The sequence below is a fragment of the Vibrio sp. B183 genome, from assembly GCF_000740665.1.
Classification (GTDB): Bacteria; Pseudomonadota; Gammaproteobacteria; order Enterobacterales; family Vibrionaceae; genus Vibrio; species Vibrio coralliilyticus.
Genome location: NZ_JPQB01000002.1, coordinates 182856 through 198084, shown reverse-complemented (window position 1 = coordinate 198084; position 15229 = coordinate 182856). Strand labels below are relative to the sequence as shown.

Annotated in this window: 15 protein-coding genes; 3 read left to right on the top strand and 12 right to left on the bottom strand. The window is 43.3% G+C overall.

The genetic code is table 11. The annotated features are described in order from the left end of the window. Window positions 1–81 precede the first annotated feature (81 nt). Together IX95_RS01060 and IX95_RS01055 are read left to right on the top strand one after the other, a co-directional pair. On the top strand, window positions 82–414 hold the full coding sequence (locus IX95_RS01060; protein ID WP_235202553.1) for a hypothetical protein: 333 nt from the start codon (window positions 82–84) through the stop codon (window positions 412–414). Window positions 415–1142: 728 nt separating this feature from the next. Further along, complete coding sequence (locus IX95_RS01055; RefSeq protein WP_038156088.1) at window positions 1143–1739, top strand: tyrosine-type recombinase/integrase; 597 nt, start codon at window positions 1143–1145, stop codon at window positions 1737–1739. Between the two features lie 163 nt (window positions 1740–1902). Here the strand turns inward: IX95_RS01055 and IX95_RS26985 are convergent, their stop codons facing one another. The 4 genes from IX95_RS26985 to IX95_RS01035 are packed head-to-tail and all read right to left on the bottom strand — an operon-like array spanning window position 1903 to window position 4776. Further along, window positions 1903–2133, bottom strand: a complete 231-nt coding sequence (locus tag IX95_RS26985) for a hypothetical protein (RefSeq protein WP_038156086.1) — start codon at window positions 2131–2133, stop codon at window positions 1903–1905. Then, complete coding sequence (gene gspS2 / locus IX95_RS01045; protein WP_038156085.1) at window positions 2134–2499, bottom strand: type II secretion system pilot lipoprotein GspS-beta; 366 nt, start codon at window positions 2497–2499, stop codon at window positions 2134–2136. It abuts the gene before it with no gap. Then, window positions 2492–3592, bottom strand: a complete 1101-nt coding sequence (locus IX95_RS01040) for an alanine/ornithine racemase family PLP-dependent enzyme (RefSeq protein WP_038156083.1) — start codon at window positions 3590–3592, stop codon at window positions 2492–2494. The genes gspS2 and IX95_RS01040 overlap by 8 nt, the downstream gene beginning before the upstream one ends. Further along, entirely contained in the window at window positions 3589–4776 is a 1188-nt protein-coding gene (locus IX95_RS01035) for a DUF1611 domain-containing protein (RefSeq protein ID WP_038156081.1), read from the bottom strand. Before IX95_RS01035 ends, IX95_RS01040 begins: the two co-directional genes overlap by 4 nt. A 732-nt stretch (window positions 4777–5508) precedes the next feature. On the opposite strand from IX95_RS01035, the gene IX95_RS01030 reads away from it, so the two are divergent. After that, a complete protein-coding gene (locus IX95_RS01030) occupies window positions 5509–7170 on the top strand; it encodes a mechanosensitive ion channel family protein (RefSeq protein ID WP_038156079.1) in 1662 nt (553 codons plus the stop codon). A 47-nt stretch (window positions 7171–7217) separates the two neighbouring features. Here IX95_RS01030 and IX95_RS01025 read toward each other — a convergent pair whose 3' ends face one another. The 8 genes from IX95_RS01025 to IX95_RS00990 all read right to left on the bottom strand — a co-directional run bounded on the left by IX95_RS01025 (window position 7218) and on the right by IX95_RS00990 (window position 14991). Further along, on the bottom strand, window positions 7218–7502 hold the full coding sequence (locus tag IX95_RS01025; protein WP_038156077.1) for a putative quinol monooxygenase: 285 nt from the start codon (window positions 7500–7502) through the stop codon (window positions 7218–7220). 37 nt (window positions 7503–7539) lie between these two features. After that, window positions 7540–7935 (bottom strand): VOC family protein, encoded by a 396-nt coding sequence (locus tag IX95_RS01020; protein WP_038156074.1) that lies wholly within the window; start codon window positions 7933–7935, stop codon window positions 7540–7542. A gap of 84 nt (window positions 7936–8019) precedes the next feature. Beyond that, window positions 8020–8325, bottom strand: a complete 306-nt coding sequence (locus IX95_RS01015) for a ribbon-helix-helix domain-containing protein (protein WP_019275315.1) — start codon at window positions 8323–8325, stop codon at window positions 8020–8022. A gap of 125 nt (window positions 8326–8450) precedes the next feature. Beyond that, window positions 8451–10028 carry an alkaline phosphatase gene (locus IX95_RS01010; protein ID WP_006962937.1) on the bottom strand — a complete coding sequence of 526 codons (1578 nt, stop codon included), beginning with the start codon at window positions 10026–10028 and terminating at the stop codon, window positions 8451–8453. 413 nt (window positions 10029–10441) lie between these two features. After that, window positions 10442–10798: a hypothetical protein gene (locus IX95_RS01005; protein ID WP_019275317.1), complete on the bottom strand. Its 357-nt coding sequence runs from the start codon at window positions 10796–10798 to the stop codon at window positions 10442–10444. 201 nt (window positions 10799–10999) lie between these two features. Further along, complete coding sequence (locus IX95_RS01000) at window positions 11000–11926, bottom strand: ChaN family lipoprotein (RefSeq protein ID WP_038156071.1); 927 nt, start codon at window positions 11924–11926, stop codon at window positions 11000–11002. A gap of 83 nt (window positions 11927–12009) precedes the next feature. Further along, window positions 12010–12834, bottom strand: a complete 825-nt coding sequence (gene rlmA / locus IX95_RS00995) for a 23S rRNA (guanine(745)-N(1))-methyltransferase (protein WP_038156069.1) — start codon at window positions 12832–12834, stop codon at window positions 12010–12012. A 120-nt stretch (window positions 12835–12954) separates the two neighbouring features. After that, window positions 12955–14991, bottom strand: a complete 2037-nt coding sequence (locus tag IX95_RS00990; RefSeq protein ID WP_038156067.1) for a methyl-accepting chemotaxis protein — start codon at window positions 14989–14991, stop codon at window positions 12955–12957. Between the last annotated feature and the right edge of the window lie 238 nt (window positions 14992–15229).

Sequence of the window (15229 nt, the reverse complement as noted above, 5' to 3'; positions counted from 1 at the left end):
TTCATTGCATTCGTTCTAACGGCAGTCTAGTTGACTTTGTTATACTGAAACTATTCTAAATCAACTGTTAGGTTACATGCGATGAGCAAGGAAAAATTGACCGAAGCAAAGCCAGATTGGGTATCTTTCGCTGACGAAGTCGAACGGGTTACCGATGATTTCATGGCTGACCGAAATGAAGTTTTTAATGAAGAGGGTTCAAATTTGGTGAACCGATATACCTTCGTTTCAGATCTCATGTCAGCTCTGGATAGTCTTCCTGATGGGGATATTGAGCTTTGCGATTTAGCAAATGAAATCGGTCGAGTCATAGCTAGTTTAAACTCAGCACATAAGAGTCATTTGCGTGAAGTAATTCATGGCCTTGAGCATGGGTTTGACTTGATAGCCAGAGAAAAGGGTATTGATGGTTAGTAAGTGCCACAGCAGTGGAGTAGAAGGCAAGCGCAAACAGGATGTTTCTGTATTAAGACAGTCAACCAAACAGACAAGGCTTGAAAACTTGAGCGTATTTGCGGCCGTTACTGTAATTTAAATAGCTTGTCTTTGATATCTTACACACCATTTTAAACCTTAGTCCTTAGAGATTAATCAACCCTAGCTAGGTTTGTTCGATCCCTTCATTTTTACTTTAAGTAACATATGTACTTCATGTACTTCGATATATCAAAGACTTAAATAATAACGAATGACCACTTTTCGAACTGGATTGATATGTTACAGCTATAGTGCAAGTATCATTTAATGAAATATATTCTATCTTTGATAGGATAATATACCTTATTTAACAATAATTTAGATATTACATGCGATATGATGACAAGGCGGATTGCGAAAGGGGATCACTTGTCAGGTGAATCACAACAAGGTTTACATGCATATCATATAAGTATATGTCGCGTATGTTGCTAAAGCTGTATTGAGCACTTCACTATTTAAACAAGTTTAATGCGCTTAGGTATAGAGCATTCGCAATGGGTACTCTGTAAGTCAAAAGTGCCCCATTATGGTTTAGAGAAGGAGTGTCATCCACATTTTGTAAGTGTGCGTTTGCCCTATATTTATCTATTGCTAAATTAACAAAACCACTAACAAATTCTTGCCAACTACAATCGTGATGACCAATCAAAAAGGAGGTCATTATGGTGGTTTTCAACAAAACGAAACGAAGTGGAGTCAAAAAGCCTTTTCGGCTTGAGGAAATTTGGCGGATCAGAACCAGATTAGAAATTGAAAATAATTTGATGCAGCTTGCCTTGCTCAACTTAGCCATTGATAGCAAACTTAGAGCGAGTGATTTGCTTTCCCTCAGAGTTTGCGATGTATCTTCGCAAGATAGGATATTTAGCCGTGTTAAGCATATTCAACAAAAAACAAGCATTGAAGTGCAATTTGAGATAACGACAAGAACTCAACAGAGTCTAATGAAATGGATTTTGATGGCTTCGCTACATGACAGCAGTTTTCTTTTCCCAAGCCAAAGGCGAAAGCAACAACCGATTAGCTATTCGTACTATAGATACTTAGTGAGGAGATGGGCTTCTAATCTGGGATTGGATCCTAACTTGTATGGCACTCACTCAATGAGGCGAACGAAAGCTACGTTAGTCTATGCAAAAACGAAAAATATCCGAGCGGTGCAGCTACTACTTGGCCATACAAAGGTAGATAATACAATCCGCTATCTTGGAGTTGAATTAGAAGATGCATTGTTACTTTCAGAAGGTACTGACTGTTAATCGAAAAGGAACATGAATACTTAGATGTTCCAAGTGCTATTACTTTGAAAGTTATGACTCGTTCAACGCTACACTTGATTATCTTCAATACGTTAAGTGCAAAACTACTAATCTGTCCAAGATTCAGATGACCTTGAACAGATTAGGTATATACAGGCTTAAATCAAACGTCGAAATGTGCGTTTTTCTTCTTTGATTTGTAGGCTTTCATTGAAATTTTTAGAACAAGCTGTTTTTGTTTAGTTGAAATGATCTGCTTAGTTAAAGCTTTGTGGTGTAAGTCCGTGATAAAGTTTTTTTCCCAAGGTGTAAGGCAGTCAAACTTCAATAAAACAATGTCATTGAGTATATTAAACAGCTCGTATTGATTTTTATCCATTCGAGGGTTTCGCATTCAATTAGAACACTTGGTTAGAGAAATAACGTTGAGGCTTTCTACGTCCTCATTTTTGTCTAATGTAATGATTTTATAAGAAATCTTGCTCTCCAATAAAGGCCTTAGCTCAATGCTGCTACAAAAACTAGCAGCGACCTGATCCACTAAGCTGTCAATATTTAATTTTTTCTTTTTAGCAAAAATAAGAGTGACGATATTAGCTTCCGACTGAGCCTCAATGAGTGTGAGTGAGCCTAACTCAATTGGTAGTTGGCTTGAGATAACGGTCGCTCTATAATCGGCAAGCCAATGAGATTGTATTGGGTTTGTCTGGCAACCGTTAAGCATGGACACTAACGAAAATATCGCAGTTGCTCTAAGCATTGTGCTTCCCTTTTGGCTTGGCTACCTCACAAGATGTATTAAAATATTTATGGACATAGCCTGAATTCATACAAGATAAAAGAGCACTGTAATTTAGATTAAATTTAACTTTTTCCCCCACGAATAATGATCTATTCGAGGATTCAATAACCATATGGTCGCTGGTTGAAGAGATGATGTTTTCTCCTTCCAGAGCTTGAAGCCCAGAGACACAAACATCTTGACGACCTAATGCAAGAATAGCTTGCGAGGTCGCCCCTCTGTCTTGAAAGTTTATCTTTTCACCAAAAGCATTAGCTCCTCTGGTTCCCCAAGGTAAAGTTGGTTTGATTTTGGATTCAATCACTTCAGCGGTCAAAAGGACTGTATCGGTATACAAACCTTCAATCTTTTCTTGCTCTAAAGGCTCACAACCTAGGAAAATTGCCTCGCCTATTCGTAGGTTGTTTACTCGAGTTCGTGCGGTGTTATTAAGCGCCCAATTGATAGAAGCTGAATTCCCTCCTGAAACAATGGCGAGATTTATTCCAAATACCGCTTCAATTCCATCTGCAAGATCAGAAAGAACCTTCATATTTTGATGATCAGGAGCCACACCATACCTGCAGGCTAAGTTCCCACCAATCCCTATTATCGTGATGTTGGGTAAAGAGATAATCTCACGGATAAAATCAACAACGCGATTCGGCATCAAACCTTCCCTGAGGTCACCTAGTTCAACCATTATAATGATCTCATGATGGCGATTCTGTCGTTTCGCTAAATGCGAAAGCCTTTCCACTACGCCTACTTCAGAGATTAAACTCACGTCGCAGTACTTTATCACGCTGACAATTTGGTCCAGCATAGGAGTACGTATCAGCATTTTAGGGGCTGCAATACATGCTCTCGTCATCTTTTGCAGGTTTTCGATTCTTGAATCGGCTAACATTGTTGCTCCGGCATCAAGTAGCACTTGAGCAATGACGGGATGGCCTAGGAAAACTTTTGTTACAGGTGTCACTGAGATGTTTTTCAGCGAGAGCTGAGTAATCAGGAACTGAGCGTTATGGTGAATTTTCCCACAATCGATATCCAGTCTAGGGTAGTTCACCCTTCTTCGGCCAGTTTACTTGCTAACGGAGGGAAAGCTGCCAACACGATGTGCAGTAGATGTTTGGCGGGCTGTGATAACGCATCAGTAACGGGTAGGTCAAATTCAGTGGTGTACCACTCTATAGCATTGAGTGTTTCATCCCGAGACATGCCTTCATGGTTTAGTGTTAGTCCAATAACACTGGTATTAGAAAATGTTTCGATAAGGTTTATTTCAGAGGCAACCGAAGGCATTGGGCAATCAGGAAAGTCACTGCGATATAAGCGATTAGGGGCATGTTGCAAGATGACGCCAGTTGGGCAGCTACCACGCAAGATAAAAGCGCTGGTAGAAAAGGCGGGGTGACTTAAAGCCCCTTGCCCCTCGATAATAATTATATCCGGACTTTCCGTGTCATAGGCTTGCACAATGACTGATTCCAACTCACCAGCGCAAAATTGAGCAGAAACAGCGTCAAGTGCCACACCGTACTGCGCTCCTTGTATAATACCGGTCTGGCCAGTCGCTATCAAAACGACATTTAGTCCCTTTTTAGTCAATTCATTAGCCAGAATGGTGGCAGTTGTTCGTTTTCCTAGCGCGCAATCCGTGCCCATCACGGCAATTCTTGGACATTTAACTCTGTGTATCTTCCCGCTAAACGTTTGTAGTTCGGCTTTATCCTTGGGTTTACGAGTATCCAATATTCGAACGTTGTTCTTGATACTTGCCGCCAAAAATACAGGATCGTCGCTAAGAAACTCATGCAACCCATTCACGATATGCATTTTCAGCGACATGGCGTTCAAAAGGATACTTTTATCTAGGTCAGATAAAAAACCATTTGAAGGGGCGATGCCAAATATAAAGTAGTCAGGAATTGTGTCTGCCTGAATTAAAGCTTCCTCGATGCTACTCACTATGGGAATACCATTGGCTTCGTTATCCAGTATTTCACCAGCGTCTAGGCCTGCCAGTTCACTATCGATAACCGATAAGATACGATAATTAAGTGAATGTCTTACTAGTCCATTAGCGGTTTTGCCATCAATCCTACCGAAATTACCTTCACAATATATAATCGCCGAGGGGATAACTGGTTTAATTATATGAACAAGTGATGTTGTTTGACTCTTGGTTTCGATCTCTTCAGCTCTAGTAGACTTGAAGAGATTTCTTAACTTTTGTTTTGAAGTTGACATGATTAAAGCCTTGTATTTAGGCCTAGGAGGGCGACTAAGGAGTGCCGAGATGCAAGTTCGGAAAAGAAAAGAAGCCCCTACTAAGCGGTAGGGAGGAACCCAAGGTAACACACTTACTAGACTTTTGTTGGTTATTTTTAATACGCTTTCAACGTCTATCACTTTAAGACTTAACCCATACTCGATAATTGATTAGAGATTTAAGACTTATTGTTCAACGCTTCTATATCAACCTTTCAGATACTTTTTCTAATATCAGTCGGTCGGATTAGAGTTTTTAGTTTAACGCGTTTATGTCCAACAGTCTCTTATGCGGATTTTTGGTTGTAAGGTGCAAAGGAGAAGTGCTTGCTTGTATCGCGAAGCGCTGGTTAGCAACAAAATGTCGAGGATTGCATTGATCGACCTGATGGGATAGTTGAGAATTTTGGGGTGATTTTCTCAGGTTTTGGTTAGAGAAAGGACTTTTTGTTGAGAAAACCATGAACCCATTGGTATGATTAGCCTCTCTCATGATTCATAAAAACAAAAATTAATTCTTGTGAATCCTTAACCATCCAGATCGAGCATAATAGATTCCATACAATAACAGCCGCTAATTGCGGCTGTTTTTGTATTTGCCAATCGCTAACACGGCAAAGGCTCGCCAATACGCTTTGTTGATATACACTGTTTAGTAATCATTGTTTAAACAAAAGCTTGCACAAGAAGAGTGCCGCTTTCGAGGTGTATATGAACCACAACTTTGGATTCACCAATCGATCTTTTATCAGTCTGTTCATTGTTATGTTGATAGCGTGGGTGCTGAGCTTTCAAGCACTTGCACAAGCTCATACGCTATCAAGGGCTGAAGCGGCGATCACCAAGATAAACGCTGACCTGAAAGAACTGACGGTGACACTTGAAAGTGCGATTGGTGATGAAAGAGATGCGTTGCAGCTGAAACTGTTCCAAAAAAATGAGGAACTAAGGTCGATTCTGGCCACCGCCATCGAGCAAAATAGCCTGCCTAAAGAGACATTGATTGAGCAGGTAGCAACCCAGCAAGCCTATTCTCAAGGGGCATCTGAGTATCTTGAAGGTAAGATAAAGTCACTCAGCGAAAAGCTCAATGAAGCGAAAGATGAACAGCGCCTGACGATGCTCAATGACTATCAGGAACTACAGCACTATCTTGATACAGTGGTTGAGTCGAGTTGGCAGAATATTCAGTGGCTCAAGCAATTGGGTGTCGATGAGTCTCTAGAAGAAAAGCAATTTAAAAGTTTTATCATCAAGCGATTGCGTCTGGTCTCTGCGTCGGTGGAGTACTTTAGCCAGCAGATCGATGTGGTAGATAAGCAGCTTTCCATTAGCCCAGAGTCAGAAAAATCCAGCCTTCAACTCAGTCGTTTAGTGATTCAGCAAAGGCTCAATATTGCTGGTGATAGCCTGAGTTCCTTAGTCTCTATTGCCGATCAACTATCGGTTAAGACCGCCGAGTATAAGCGTCTGATGTTTGAAGTTACAGGTAGTGTGACGCAGGATTTGTTGGACTGGCAGGTCGCACTTTCTGTCGTAACGCATTGGTCGGACAATTTCTGGAGTTGGATTGCCAACAATGCCCCGCAGCACTTGTTCCAGCTGTTCGTTTTTATTCTGATTCTACTGGTCACTAAGGTTCTTGCTAAGTTGGCGAGGAAAGTTGTCAGTAAAACGGTGGTTTCAAAAAACCTCAAAATGTCACAGCTGATGCAAGACTTCTTTATCGCCATGTCAGGCAATGCGGTATGGATTATTGGTATTCTGATCGGGCTGTCTCAAATAGGGCTTAACCTTACTCCTGTATTAACGGGTTTTGGTATTGCAGGGGTAATTGTCGGCTTTGCGCTTCAGGATACGCTTTCCAACTTCGCAGCAGGTATGATGCTGCTCATCTATCGTCCGTTCGATGTCGGGGATTTTGTCTTTGCTGGTGGCGTTGATGGGAAGGTGAGCCACATGAGCTTAGTTAACACCACCATCAAGACATTCGACAACCAAATCATTATTGTACCGAATGGCAAGATCTGGGGTGATGTAATTAAGAATGTTACCCATGAACGAGTACGTCGCGTTGATATGGTGTTTGGCATCGGTTATAGCGATGACATTCTTCAAGCAGAGAAAGTGCTAAAGGAAATTGTCGACTCTCATCCAGCGGTATTACGCAATCCGGAACCTAATATTCGTGTACATTTGTTGAATACGTCTTCGGTCGATTTTATCGTTCGCCCTTGGGTGAAAACCGATGATTACTGGGATGTGTACTGGTATGTCACACGTGAAGTGAAACTGAGATTTGATCAGGAAGGCATATCGATTCCTTTCCCTCAACAGGATGTGCACTTACATATGGTAAAACAGGGTGATTAACATTTTGATGAGATAAAAATAAGAGCGCCGATGGCGCTCTTTTGCGTTTATAACTGATCGTAAAAGGTGATAGTCGGTTCCTGCTCTAGCAAACCTTCCAAACTGTCTAAAAGGTTGAGAAAGTGCGCCTGTTGGCAATGTTCATCAAAAGCCTGCTTGTCAGTGAACTGCTCTTGAAACATAAATATTGCCGAGTTGCTGCTGTCCTTTAACAGGTCATAGCGAAGGCACCCTGGCTCATTTCGGGTAGGTTCTAGCATGGCGATTAATAAGGACTGCAGTACGCTTTCTTGGCCAGCTTTTGCGTGAAAAGTCGCGGTTAAATTTATCATTATGTTTACTCTGTAATTATTGATTTTTCGTTGTTGTTTATTGGTATCTTCCCTGACGTTGTAGGAATTCGATTTTGTATCCATCGGGATCGGTAATGAAAAATAAAGTAGCGAGATCAATACCTTGATGCTGTATGGTTTTCGTTTCAGAGGGAGCTAATCCTAGCGTGTTGAGTTTGCGATGCGTCTGATGAATGTCATCGACACAGACTGCAATATGCCCGTAGCCGTTTCCGTGACTATACGGTTCTTTCGTATCGTGATTGTGGGTCAACTCTAACTCAAAACCGGTTTCGCGATTGGCTAGGTAGGTAAGGGTAAAGCCGTCAAAAACGAATTGGTCTTTCACCTCAAGTTCAAGTGCTGTGCGATAAAACTCAATCGAAGCGGTAAGGTCTTGTACTCTCACCATAGTGTGAATTAGCTTCGTCATTATCTTCCCCTTGCTCTGTTGGTGAGAAGAATAAGGGGAAATGTTTAGCGGAAGGTAGTACCGGAGTACGACAGCGAAAAGATTTTAACTATTCACGATGAGTTGCTGTTTGACGGCTGCCATAACATCATCGGGCTGGCGAAGATAGATGAGGCAAGCACAGCGAAGTAGGGAGGTGAAGTTTTTGATTTCCCCATTGTATTTCAATGCTTCAGCGTAAATCGCGCTGATAAAGCGGGGAAGTGTCATTGATTGTTGCTGCGCGATCTCCTCTAAAATCTGCCAGAAACTGGCTTCGAGCTTAATGCTGGTCGCGTGGCCATCAATTCGGATCGAGCGAGCAATAATCTGATAGTTTTCTTGAGGCTGATTAGAAAATATTTCACACATAATACGATGCTGAACAATGATAAACCGCTATTTCTAACCTGCCATTCATTACGAGTCAACAGAAAACGATGTCACTAAAAAACGCCCCGAAAGGCGTTTTATTTTATTGAAGGTTCAAAGTACGCTCATTTAACTTGTGTCTTGATGTATTCACCCAGCTCCGAGTGATGCATGATTTTAGACACAGGAATAATGGCCTCTGCTGGCCCCCAGGCAAACACGTTTACCGGTGTATGTGTGTGCGTACCCGTGCCCCAAACAATGTTTTGGCCAGTTGCCTGCTCACGTGCAAGCAGGTTACCGCGATCGTTATATGGGAAGAAGGCATCGAAGTCGTTAATTGCCGGAACTTCTTCAACAGACAAGTACTTATGCCCTGCTAAACGATATGGGTTAGGTTTGCTGGCAAGGACATTCGCAGCTTGACCTGAAGTGATTGGGAAATCGGTATTCTTGTTCACCATTTCAGCAAACTTAGCGGCAGTTTGCTGATTTTTATCCAGCTTTTGGAACTCACTCACGATGCCATAATAGCTCTTCTTCTGGTTGTATAGACCATCTAAGATCTGAAATGCACCAAAGTTAAAGTTAGGGGCGTAGCTACGCTCGGCAAAAGCTTCGCCATCACGTTGCTCAGGTTTTGGCAGATCCTGAGAGGAATAGCTGAAGCCAAAGGATCCCGTTTCATGGTCAGCAGTGACGATGACAATGGTATCTTCACGGCCTTGCGCCCATTGATAAACGGTATTGACGGCTTCATCAAATTTGATCATCTCATGCAGCATGGTGCCGGCATCATTACTGTGTCCAGCCCAGTCAATTTGGCCGCCTTCAACCATGAGGAAGAAGCCGTCTTCGTCCTTCGAAAGGATATCCAGCGCTTTATCTGTCATTTCTTTAAGGCTTGGTTGGGTGCGCTCTGGATCATTTTTACTCACGCTATAAGCAATGCCGTCGTTCATACCAGAGTAGGAGAACAGACCAAGCAGCTTATCGCCTTGCGCTTTTGCCATCATGTCACGGTTAAAGGCCAGTGAGTAACCGTCTTGCTGCGCTTCAGTGAGCAGGTTACGGTCATCTTTGCGCTTAGACTTGAGGTAAACATCGCCCTGAGTCAGCGTTTTCAGCTGGTTGTATGTCTCACCTTTGTCGTTGGTCGACTTTGGAATCCAGTGACGAAGACCGCCGGATAGCATGACATCTGCTCCTGTTTCCAACATGTCAGATGCAATGTCATTCTCTAGAGAGCGGTGAGGTTGGTGCGCGGCAAATGAGGCTGGGGTAGCATGAGTGAGGCGAGTATCAGAAACCAACCCGGTTGCTTTGCCCATGCTTTTAGCTTTTTCTAAAACCGTCTGAACATGGTTACCTTGAGAGTCGATACCAATGACCTCGGAGCCAGTATAAATACCCGTTGAAAGCATGGTTGCCGAACATGCTGAGTCAACCACAATCGCATCTTCAGGGTGGGTCAGTGAGGAACCGATAACACCTTCCTGAGCGAGTTTAAACAGTGCCGTCGGTTGACCTTGGTAAATGGAATTCGGGGCTTGATTGGCATAAGTTTCTAGCAGGCCAACCTGCTGTGGGCCCATCCCATCACCAATCATCAGGATAACGTTTTTAATTTCTGCAGAAAGTGCATTAAAAGAGAGCGCAGAAGTCGCGACTGCCGCGACAAGAGGTTTTGTTAAGTGCTTCATCGAATTGTCCTTATTTGTAAAAGCGTCCTGATTAAATCACTGTTACATTTCACATTTGTGTCATCAATGAATTAATTTATAAAATCGATTGCATGGTGATTTTTGTGTTGATTAACACGAAATAAAGTTCATTTAAGTGAGTCTTTTGATATTAAAAGTAGCGGTAACATTGAGAGGTGAGCAGCAGTGCTTTGTTAGGGGAGGTCGGGCAAGTAAAACTGGAGGAACTGTATTTTCTTCGCAATAGAAAGATGGCGGTCTTAACGCACAGTGAATAGGCCGTTGTCAGTTGAGCGTGACCGAAATGAAACGTGCCACAAATTATGGAGCTACAGCTAGGCGCGGAGTGGTGACACTATTTAACTTAGCGTCAATTAAGCTTGATGAAGAAAAAACAGCTGGTCGGAATAACTCTATATCAGAGCTAGAAGTATTCCGCCCACTGTTGCCGCTGCGGAAAGATATTGCCCCGCAGAATAAGCACCATCATCTTCTTCTTTGATTTCGTCAGGTTTATCAATACCTAACGCACCATGTGTGAAGGATTCTACTTGATCGCCGACGGTTTTATCCGCCTTCTCTGCGGCTTTCGCTTCCTTATCAATTTCCTGCAAAGCGGCAAGCAACGCCTTTCCTTCATCAGAAAGCGTGACTTTATTTTGCTCCACTTTAAGCGGAGCCGGGCCATTATTTGGCTCACTTTGATTCGCTTGAGGCTTGACCTGCTGGGCTGGTGTCAGCTTAGCTGGCTCCATTCCTACTGGTGTCATAGCGATCTCCTTACATCATCCTCATGGAATATATCGACCAATGAGCGAAAAACTTGTGCAAAATATGTCGATTTTGTATGAAATAGAATCAAGCACAAAGCATGCCTGATTTATCCATTACATATCAAAAACTACTATTTATTGAATTTACATGATGTTAGTTCAATGGATCTTATCAAAGTGAGCAAAATGGATGCCGGGTTAGAGGCAAGATAAATCCTCGTTTCTTTTCGTTAGGCTGTGGTAAGCCTTCATTCGATTCTCCATTTGCACATATCGCACTGGAGGAGCGAGTACCTCTAGCTGATAGTCTAGTCTGTCAGAGACTACTTCGCCTGTCGGAGTAATCACAACAACACGTAAATCTGGATTCCTAGATAGAATCGACGCTTTAGTTCCTAGCCCGTTTTCAATGTGAAATTTGCCAGCAATATGGATTATTTGTTTGGAAGGGTTCTGCTCCAGATAGCGAGTCATACTTTCTGCCATGGTTTCATCCCAAGTCACCTGAGCGGCAAACTGTTTTTCTGTCTGTTCAGGTTTGCCATGGTGCATCGAAGTCATGAATTTATCTTTGTATGGGCTCGATGTGACATTCACTTTCTCGGCCACATTCGCGCGTTGCTCAGGGGGAAGTTTATCGAGGTAACCAACCCCTTGCCGCCCAATGCAGCGAACGATGGGTTTCGGCGCATTCGCCGCGATAACATCGAGCTGATTGGCTTTTGCCAGTTCAACTAGCGCGCGATAGTCACTTTCATAGTTTGGCCAAGCGCTGGCGTTTTTAATCAGCGTTTGCTCCCCAATTTCACCAGATAGGTACTGATTGACGATACCTTGGCTGTCACGTGAGAATTGCTCCATAGAGACAGCCACATTATGGCCTTGTGAAATAAGCGCTTTGACTAAGTCGGTTTGAAAGCGATGAACTCCGGAATGGGTATGCCATTCACCCACCAAAATAATGTCAGCTTTTTGAATGTCTTCGGGAAGACTGGTTAGGGAAACGGTTGTAGCGTGTGGGGTGAAGAGTTGATAGTCGTAGAAACTGGTTATTTCTTGATGAGGAGCAGTGGAACAAGCTGACAAAGTCAGACAAGCCAAAGATATAGTGAGAAGCTTACGCATGAAATGCCTCCAAAATATGATGCGAGCATACTAATGGAGGCAGGAAGATAACTCAATCTAAATGAGAATTATTATCTAGTAAGTTAATCTGGCTGTTTGCGATAGATACGAATCATAAAGTCTGCCTCGCATTCAAATAACTTAGCTGATTTCAGACGATCGCGCAGCTCTTCACTAGCTTTCCATGCAAAAGGTGTCATTTGGAGCAAATCATGTGCATCGCCACCTTGCAATGGCATGGTGTAAGTGAGTTTGAGTGTTTCTTCAAGACTAAATCCATCAATGATTTCCGCTTCTTCGCTATGCAATCTGACATCCTGATAGATACGTTCTCGAAGTTGGTAGAGGTGACGACCCGCAGGCGTGACTGTGATGACGACACCATTGTCATTCACGACTCGTGCTAACTCTTCTGCTTTACAAGGTGCATAGATACGTAGCACGGCGTCAAGGCTGTTGTCTGAAAAAGGCAGGCGAGTACTCGACGCTACGCTAAATGAACAGTTGGTATAACGTTTAGACGCATAGCGAATAGCCACTTTAGATATATCGAGACCATAAGTCACCGCTTTTGCGTGTTGTGTTGAAAGCTGGGTCGCGACTTCTGTGGTGTAGTAACCCTCACCACAGCCAATATCAAGTAACTGGTGCTGAGTGCTTTCAAGGTATTTAGCACAGATCTCAGCCACTTTCTCTTTCATCGGGCGATAGTAGTCTTTCTCTAAAAAGCGACGACGGGCCTGCATCATCTCTTTGTTATCACCCGGATCTTTAGAACGCTTATGCTGAACTGGCATCAAGTTGACGTAGCCTTCTTTGGCTAAGTCAAAAGCATGGTTGTTCTCACAGCGATAGGTGCGCTCAGTGAGTGACAGGCTTTGATGACATAAAGGGCAGGTATAAGACATAACGATCTCAGGATGACAAAATGAGCGCGAATTCTAACAGGAACCGTGTTTTCAGACTAGCATGGGAAGGGCGGCATAGAGGTAAAAAAGGGCAGAAAAAGTCCTGCCCGTTTTTTCGTATTAGTGGAAGAAGTCGACTTGTTGTTTCAACGAACCGGCTTGAGTTTGTAGCTCTTCAGCACTTTGAGTGGTCTTAGCGCTGGTTGCGCGGCTTTCTCGGTTCAATTCACTGATTGAATTGGCATTAGAAGCAATCTCCTGCGATACATTCGCCTGCTCTTCAGAAGTAGCGGCTATGGTGTCAGCCTGAGTGGCAATGGACTGCACTTGTGACGCGATGGCCTCCAAGGCTGAACCTGCTTCTTGGGCTTTATCTAACACTTGATTGGCATTACTTTGGCTCTGAGTCATCAGATTCACGGCGTTGCCTGTAGAGGTTTTCAGCTTCTCGATAATCGATACTACATCCTGAACCGAGGTTTGTGTGCGATGTGCTAACGTACGGACTTCATCAGCTACAACAGCAAAGCCACGGCCTTGCTCTCCTGCACGTGCTGCTTCAATCGCCGCATTCAGAGCGAGCAGGTTGGTTTGCTCGGCGATTTCATCAATCATCTTAGTGACAGTCTGGATAGCTTCACTGTCTCTGTTGACCTGCTCAATTGCCTGCGCGGAATTATCCAGCTGATCGTTGAGCTGCGCGACATCGATACAAACCCCTTCGACTTTTTCCAGCCCCGATTGGCTGTCTTCATTGGTGAGGCGGACGTTTTCAGCAATCGCTTCTACTTGCTCGGCAACCGATTGTGCTGAAGAGGCCATTTCTTCAATAGCGGTTGCGACTTGCTCAACCTGTTGCTGCTGTAGGTCTGACTGGCTGAGATTCTGATTGGCATCCTGAGATACACTACGCGACGCGTCCTGAACCGAGTCACTTGTAGAGCGGATCTCGCTGACCAAGGAGTTCAATTGCCCTGCCATATTGGCGACGCCGTTATTCAGGTTAATGATTTCATTCTTAGATGCTTTGCCTGTTGCTGGGATATCTAAGCTTACTTCACCTTTTGCTAGGCGAGACATATATCCATTCAGTACCGTCAGTGGTTTGAGGTTGCGGTTAAGGAATATGGTCAGAATGATGAAGGTGGCAATCGCTACTACCGTAGCAATCGTAATGATCAGCTTGAGCAAGGTGTCACTGCCTTTAGTGACTTCTTTGATGAACGTCCCACCAAGCAGCTTCCAGTTCCAACCAGGTACTTCTGTGTAAACTAGGTATTTCTCTCCAACTGTGCCCTGATATTCGTATGGGTAGCGGATCAGGCCACTTTTCTGTTCGAAAATCTGATGGAAAGGTTTATTGCCATTGTAGTCGGCGACATCGATGATGGGTGGAGCGTTTTCATCATGAATTGGGTGCAATAGGTAGCGACCCAAATTGCCCTCTCGGTTATCTACTACAATGCTATATCCTGTATCGCCCCACTTTATTGAACGTAATGATTCAAACAGATCTTGAGTCGCTTGTTCGACTGGTAAGCCAATAAAGGTCACGCCGGTCACCTTGCCCTGATAGTCTTTGAGGGGGGCGTAATAGGTAATATAGTTTTCGCCAAAAAGCTTAACTTGAGCGTAGTAAGGTTGGCCGCTCATTAGCTTGTTATAACCCGGATGGTTTTTGCCTAATGTTGTACCAACCACGCGATTACCTGATGGGTTTTTGAGTGAGGTTGACACTCGAATAAAGTCACCATCTAACGGAGCAAATAGTGTGGCTACTGCTCCTGTATCACGGGTAAAGCTATCAACCAGTTTCTCATCATTGATCAGGCTCTCACCATACTGAGTGACATTTAGAACCTGTTTACCATTGAAGTCGACGGTGTAGTCTTCAACATAGACGCCTGCCAGATAACCGTTTCTAAAGGTGGATTCCAAAACTTTTGCGGTATGAAGGTAAGCGTTAAATTGGCCAGCAATGGTCATTGCCATTGCTTCGACCTCTGATTGGTGGCCTTTCAGTGTGGTATCAAGGAGCACTTTGGAGGCATTACGGTAAACGAGGGTAGCGGTCCCTACAAAAGAGACCAACAAGCAAAGCAGTATTACCAACTTTAGTTGAAAGCCAACACTTTGGTTTTTGAATTTCTCGAACATTTTTTAATTATCCTGTCTTTGGAGACGTGTCTTATCGCTGAAAAATAGAGCTCTTATTGTAAATTAAGAATAATAATAACTACTTATCCATTTGTTAAAATTGATTCCTATTAATTATTCAAACAATAAGCAAGTCAAAAAATGCGTTTGTACAGCGGGTGTAGAGTAAAAGACCTGAGCGGGCATAGAATAATTTTCGGGAGGGAGGTACTGCAGGCATAATAGCCTGCAGAAAAAG